The organism is Paenisporosarcina sp. P4_D4 (genome assembly GCF_056401835.1).
In genome coordinates this window covers 1-556 of record NZ_JBFUIO010000426.1, presented here as the reverse complement: position 1 = coordinate 556, position 556 = coordinate 1, and the positions used below count along the sequence as shown (strand labels likewise).

Sequence of the window (556 nt, the reverse complement as noted above, 5' to 3'; positions counted from 1 at the left end):
ATATGTAGGATAGTTAAGATGGGATAAAACTCATTATCGTGGGAAAGCTAGCCTTGGTGATGAAAATGAAAAATGGATGGATATTAATAATATTTATTGTTTTAGGAGTGTTTTCTTTATCTATACATTCTAAAGARGCAACGCTTTTTAGTGATGCATCTAATAAGTATGAAATATTGGAGAGTTCCTATATTTCTTCTGAAGTAAAGATGCCTGGAATTAGAGAGAAAGTATCCTTTGAAGGGTATGAAATTGTCGCAAAGTCATCTGAAGAGAATATTACCTTGTATGCAAAAAAAATGGAGGACTTGGAGAGCCAATATCGAGATTTTAAAATCGATTTCAAAGGTGAAACATACTCCAGACCTTTTTGGATGAACGTTACTAACCCAACGTATGCCCCGGAAATTTTTTACGAAGATATTAACAAAGACCAGAAGAAAGAGCTAATAATAATATTAACGCTCGGTATATGGTACTGGTGCTTTACTTGAAGAGGTTTATGTTTATAGATATACAAATGGATTGATTGACGTGCTAGTTGATGATCCTATAG

The 556-nt window shown here is 33.3% G+C and carries 1 protein-coding gene; it reads left to right on the top strand.

The features are described 5' to 3' along the window. Nucleotides 1-65 precede the first annotated feature (65 nt). Nucleotides 66-494: a hypothetical protein gene (locus AC1DSL_RS19305; RefSeq protein WP_477533488.1), complete on the top strand. Its 429-nt coding sequence runs from the start codon at nucleotides 66-68 to the stop codon at nucleotides 492-494. Nucleotides 495-556 lie beyond the last annotated feature (62 nt).